The organism is uncultured Pluralibacter sp. (assembly GCF_913775985.1).
In the GTDB taxonomy this organism is placed as follows: Bacteria; Pseudomonadota; Gammaproteobacteria; order Enterobacterales; family Enterobacteriaceae; genus Pluralibacter.
The window spans coordinates 1-4614 of the sequence record NZ_CAJYMB010000093.1; the positions used below are offsets into that span (position 1 = coordinate 1).

Sequence of the window (4614 nt, forward strand, 5' to 3'; positions counted from 1 at the left end):
GTCAAAATGATTTAAGCCAGTTTGCCGCCGCGCGCCGGGCGCTGGAGGGCCTGCTGGCGGGAGAAAGCCTCAGCGCGCCGCTGCCCCTGCGCTATCGCGTGGTACAGCAGCTGACGCGGCGCGGGCAGGATTTTCAGCTGCACATGTCCGCGCAAACCCTCAACTTCACGGCCTTTGCGCCGGGTACGCTGCTGGCGGAGGAGGGCGAGTGCCGCTATTACACAGGCGAGGAGGCAGAATACGTACTGTTCCCCAATCCGGACGTGGCGCCGGGACTGAGGGCCGGGCTGATGCTGTTACGCGAGCCGGGATAATTATTTTAGCCGGCCGCGCCGCGGTTGGCTATTGAGTAATGTCCACTCGAACGCATATTTGCAGAAAATTCTGGTTGCCTGCTTTATTAATCGCCGCGGTTCAGGTAGAGTCCTCCATATTCTCTTTAAAATCAGCTGGCTATTAATTAGTTGTTGCTACTCTCCTCAGTTTTTCCTTATTTTCTTCATAATTGCCTATAATTTCGCTTTTCCCCTTTCACCGTTTTACGCTTGCTCTGATTTATTGACGTTAAACTCCGTAAAGTTAACTCCGTCAACGCGGCAACGCGCCGAAAAAAATAACTGCACGAAAGGATATTATTATGAAAAAGATGACTGCACTGATTGTTGCCTCTACCCTGGCTCTGGGCGCCGCTAACCTGGCCCACGCGGCGGACACCACCGCAGCAGCTCCTGAAAAAGCGCCGATGATGCATCACAAGGGCAAACCGCACGAGATGATGTTCAACAACCTCAACCTGACCGATGCCCAGAAGCAGCAGATCCGCGATTTAATGAAAGCGCAGCACGCTAAAATGACGCCGCCTTCCGCCGATGAAGCCCGCGCCATGCACAGCCTGGTTGCCAGCGATACCTTTGATAAAGCCAAAGCCGAGTCGCTGATCGATAAAGCAGAAGCAAAACATAAAGAGATGGCGCTCTCCCGCATGGAGACCCAGAACAAGATTTACAACATTCTGACCCCGGAACAGAAAAAGCAGTTTAATGCCAATTTTGAGAAGCGTCTGACAGAACGTCCGGCGCACCCGGGTAAAATGATGCCCGCAGCCGAATAATTCGGTTCACTGATTTAAGACCGCCGGTCTTGCCTATGCGCGATAACGCCGTGGGCAGGGCCGGCGGTTTTCTTTTTTGTTTTGCCGCCCGTCGCTAACGGCTGCTCAAATCGATTACCTCGGCGCTGCCGGAGAGCAGCGGGCGGCACAGAATTTTATAGCCGTCGTGATCGAAGCTCGCGGGCAGGCTGGTGAGCGCGGCGGCATCAGCCAGCTTGTCAACGGTGCCCAGCCACAGCCAGTTGTGAATAATGTGGTACTGCGTTAGATCTGCACTCTCTTCTTTAATCGCGATAGCGTCCGGCCAGGGCCAGCAGGTGAGCTGCAGCCGGGCCAGCGCCGCGTGCAGCCTGGCGTTGTGATCCTCTACGCTCTCTTTCCCGCAGCACGCGCCGGCGCAGCGCTTCAGCGCTGACCGAAAACAGCCGCGCCCGCGGGTCACGGACTCCAGCCCCAGCAGCCCGTAGCACAGCCGGTGCTCGTCGGCGATAGTTTGCAGCGCCTGCAGTGCCGCACGGCGGTTGGCAAACAGGCCGTGCAGCCCCGGCTGGCGGGAAAAATCGATCTCTTTGGCATAAACAATCTGCGGCTGCCCGTCCCGCAGCAGCAGCGAGCAGAGCTGGCGGTTACGGCGCAGGCGCTTGTTAAACAGCGGCTGCTGCTCTTTGATCATCCGGGCCTCCAGCAGCAGGGCGCCTACCTCACCGGCGGTGCGGATCCAGGTGATGCGCTGGGACTGGCGCAGCATCGAGGCCTCTTCCGGCGTGCGCAGGTGGGAGAGTACCCGGCTGCGCAGATTGACGCTTTTACCGATGTACAGCGGCATGGTTGCGCTCTCGCCGTGAAAGACATAGACGCCCGGCCGGGAAGGCAGGGCTTCAAGCCACGGGCGCAGATGTTCGGGATATTCATAGATGGCCGCCGCTTCAAACGACAGACGCGGGGCGGAAGAACGTTTAGCCACGGGCTCTCCTGTTGCTGGTTATGCATACAGTATAGCCGGGAAGGTATAAAAAGAAAAACGCCCCGGCAGGCGGGGCGCGAGGTTACTTTTTCCAGAAGTCGTCAAACACCGTGATCGGTGGGCGACGCTTGTGCTCGGTTTTCAGATACCAGCCTTCGATGATTTTTGCCACCTCGGCAGACACGGTCTTGCCTTCCAGATAGTCGTCGATGTTTTCATAGGTGACGCCGAGCGCGGCTTCATCGGGCAGTGAAGGGCGATCGTCTTCCAGATCGGCGGTAGGTGCTTTTTCATATAAGTGGCGGGGGCAGCCAAGGGTTGCCAGCAGCTGTTTGCCCTGGCGTTTGTTGAGGCGGAAGATCGGGTTAATGTCGGTGCCGCCGTCGCCGTATTTGGTGAAGAAGCCGGTCACCGCTTCCGCCGCGTGGTCGGTGCCCGCTACCACGCCTTTGGTCATGCCGGCGATGCTGTACTGGGCTTTCATCCGCTCGCGGGCTTTTTCGTTGCCGCGCACAAAATCGCTGAGCTCAATGCCCGCGTCGCGCAGGGCCTGTTCGCTGGCAAGCACAGCGCCTTTAATGTTGACGGTCAGCACCCGGTCCGGCTTGATAAAGGCGATGGCGTCCTGGCAGTCCTGTTCGTCCGCCTGTGTACCGTAGGGCAGGCGCACGGCAATAAACTGCAGGCTGCTGTCGCCGCTTTCCTGGCGCAATTCGCTGATAGCCATCTGGCACAGCTTGCCGGTAAGGGTGGAGTCCTGGCCTCCGCTAATGCCCAGCACCAGCGATTTAATAAAGGGGAAGGTTTGCAGATACGATTTCAGAAAATCCACGCTGCGGCGGATCTCTTCTTCACTGTTAATCTGCGGCTTGACGCCCAGCGCGGCGATAATGTCGTCTTGCAAAGCCATGTCTGTCTCCCAAAGTGTGCGGTTTGTCCTAAAGCTACCTCTTTGTGATGTAAACGACAAGGCGGGCCTCGCCGGATGCCGGAAAAGCAGGCTGCGCCGGGGTTAAGGAATTCTCTGAAAGTGACTCGCCTGGAATCATCAGGTTGAAAAATCAAGAATTGTATTCCAGGCTTAATGGCACACAAATAAAAAAGAGGACGGAATATGAACAAGAATATCGCAGGAATGTTAGGCGCAGCAGCAGTGCTGACCATGCTGGCAGGGTGTACGGCTTACGATCGCACCAAAGACCAGTTTACTCAGCCAGTGGTAAAAGACGTTAAAAAGGGCATGACCCGCCAGCAGGTACAGCAGATTGCCGGTCGCCCGTCATCTGAAGTGTCCCTGGTTCACGCGCGTGGAACCTGCCAGACCTACATCCTGGGTCAACGTAATGGTAATATTGATACCTATTTCGTCGCGCTTGACGATACTGGCCATGTCATTAACTCCGGTTATCAAACCTGCGCCGAGTACGACACCGATCCTCAGGCGCCGCAGAATTCCAGCCAGTCGGGACATATGCTCCGCTAGGCGAATTCCTGACCCGACCGCCCGGTCGGGTTTTTTTTGTTTCCGTTTTCTTATTTAACCGCGCGAATTATTTGGCCGAAATGTGAAGGTAGTCATAAGCCAAGGTCAATGAGAGACAATTTCAATTCCCCCTGAATTATCCAGCCCCCAAGCGTTGCCGTATACTCACCTCATCAACAGCAGACCACACGTACTACCGTCGCCTGTGGGCCGGAATCATCAGGAACGATCCGGGCGCTGGCGCACCACGCTCATTGAGGAAGCTTACATGGAAAAGAAACATATCTATTTGTTTTGTTCTGCGGGCATGTCGACATCGCTGCTGGTTTCGAAAATGCGCGCCCAGGCGGAGAAATACGAAGTGCCGGTTATTATTGAAGCATTTCCGGAAACGCTGGCAGCAGAAAAGGGCCCGCAGGCAGACGTGCTGTTATTAGGGCCGCAAATCTCCTATATGCTGCCGGAGATCCAGCGCCTGTTCCCTAATAAACCGGTTGAAGTTATTGACTCAGTATTATATGGCAAGGTCGATGGTTTAGGCGTGCTCAAAGCCGCCGTAGCAGCTATTAAGAAGTCCGCTGCGCAGTAATTTTTTTAAATTTTAAAATTTCCCGTCAAAGAGTTATTTCACACACTATCGCCGTAATCATTGATTACGGCATTTTAAGGGTATTTTCTATGAGTAAAGTTATTAGCTCTCTTGAAAAGGTACTCCTTCCTTTTGCAGTTAAAATAGGAAAACAACCGCACGTTAATGCGATTAAAAACGGCTTTATTAAACTCATGCCGCTGACCCTCGCCGGGGCCATGTTTGTGTTAATTAATAACGTTTTTTTGAGTTTTGGCGAAGGCTCCTTTTTCTACTCTATGGGTATTCGTTTAGATGCTTCGACCATTGAGACCCTGAATGGTTTTAAAGCCATCGGCGGCAACGTGTACAACGGTACGTTGGGCATTATGTCGCTGATGGCGCCTTTTTTTATTGGCATGGCGCTGGCGGAAGAACGAAAAGTGGATCCCATGGCGGCGGGCCTGCTCTCTATCGCCGCCTTTATG

The 4614-nt window shown here is 54.7% G+C and carries 6 protein-coding genes and 1 pseudogene; 5 read left to right on the plus strand and 2 right to left on the minus strand.

The genetic code is table 11. From position 1 onward, the window contains the following. Together QZ766_RS10195 and spy are read left to right on the plus strand one after the other, a co-directional pair. On the plus strand, window positions 1-314 hold a 314-nt coding region (locus QZ766_RS10195), incomplete at its 5' end, for a succinylglutamate desuccinylase/aspartoacylase family protein (RefSeq protein WP_297201138.1). A gap of 320 nt (window positions 315-634) precedes the next feature. Further along, window positions 635-1111, plus strand: coding sequence for an ATP-independent periplasmic protein-refolding chaperone Spy (gene spy / locus QZ766_RS10200; RefSeq protein ID WP_297201152.1), 477 nt, complete (start codon window positions 635-637; stop codon window positions 1109-1111). Between the two features lie 94 nt (window positions 1112-1205). Here the strand turns inward: spy and cho are convergent, their stop codons facing one another. After that, window positions 1206-2075, minus strand: coding sequence for an excinuclease Cho (cho, locus tag QZ766_RS10205; protein WP_297201141.1), 870 nt, complete (start codon window positions 2073-2075; stop codon window positions 1206-1208). 82 nt (window positions 2076-2157) lie between these two features. After that, the gene (gene nadE, locus QZ766_RS10210; RefSeq protein ID WP_297201143.1) at window positions 2158-2985 is read right to left on the minus strand and encodes an ammonia-dependent NAD(+) synthetase; all 828 of its coding nucleotides are present in this window, start codon (window positions 2983-2985) and stop codon (window positions 2158-2160) included. A gap of 204 nt (window positions 2986-3189) precedes the next feature. Here nadE and osmE point away from each other — a divergent pair, with 204 nt between their 5' ends. From osmE to QZ766_RS10225, 3 genes and pseudogenes are all read left to right on the plus strand, one after another. Continuing rightward, on the plus strand, window positions 3190-3558 hold the full coding sequence (osmE, locus tag QZ766_RS10215; protein WP_297201146.1) for an osmotically-inducible lipoprotein OsmE: 369 nt from the start codon (window positions 3190-3192) through the stop codon (window positions 3556-3558). A 268-nt stretch (window positions 3559-3826) separates the two neighbouring features. Continuing rightward, window positions 3827-4147, plus strand: a complete 321-nt coding sequence (locus QZ766_RS10220; RefSeq protein ID WP_297201149.1) for a PTS sugar transporter subunit IIB — start codon at window positions 3827-3829, stop codon at window positions 4145-4147. Between the two features lie 89 nt (window positions 4148-4236). Then, window positions 4237-4614 (plus strand): annotated as a pseudogene (locus tag QZ766_RS10225) (PTS N,N'-diacetylchitobiose transporter subunit IIC); the annotation flags it as partial.